Source organism: Vibrio sp. 378 (assembly GCF_033339435.1).
In genome coordinates this window covers 1-624 of the sequence record NZ_JAWOUO010000728.1, presented here as the reverse complement: position 1 = coordinate 624, position 624 = coordinate 1, and the positions used below count along the sequence as shown (strand labels likewise).

The 624-nt window shown below is 45.4% G+C and carries 1 protein-coding gene; it reads left to right on the top strand.

Annotated elements, in window-relative coordinates:
• Positions 1-32 precede the first annotated feature (32 nt).
• Positions 33-624: type II secretion system minor pseudopilin GspH (gspH, locus tag R7Q48_RS28525; protein ID WP_318133694.1), on the top strand; the 592-nt coding region annotated here is incomplete at its 3' end.

The following is a 624-nucleotide window of genomic DNA, read 5'->3' as shown; positions in this document are numbered from 1 at the left end:
AAAATGAGCGCAAGCCAGCACTAATGAAACAAATGCGAAAACATAACGGTTTTACATTAATAGAAATCCTATTGGTGCTGGTTTTGCTATCTCTTACCGCGGTGGCGGTGATCACTACGTTGCCTACCAGTCAAAAAGACCTCTCTAAACAATACGCGCAAAGTTTCTTTCAGCGTTTGCAGTTGCTTAACGAAGAAGCCGTACTCAGCGGTAAAGATTTTGGTGTGCGTGTCGACGATACCAAAAAGACCTACACCCTGCTTAGCTTGACCGCTGAAGGCTGGAAGCCGCTAGAAATGAAGCAAATTCCAAGCAAAACCAAATTAGAAGATGACATTGCATTGCAATTGGATCTAGGTGGCGGTGCTTGGGATAAAGACGATCGTTTGTTTGAGCCGGGTTCACTGTTTGAAGACATGTTTGCCGACGAAACTGAAGAAAAGAAAGTGAAACCACCGCAAGTCTTCATTTTCTCGAGCGCAGAAGTCACGCCGTTTACCTTGTCTTTTTTCCCACAAAAAGGCGATGCGTTTAACGATGGTTGGCGAGTGATCGGAAAAGAGAGTGGGCAAATTCTGTTGGTAGCGCCAGGTGAAGAAGTGGAAGAGGATGCGAATGCGCAAT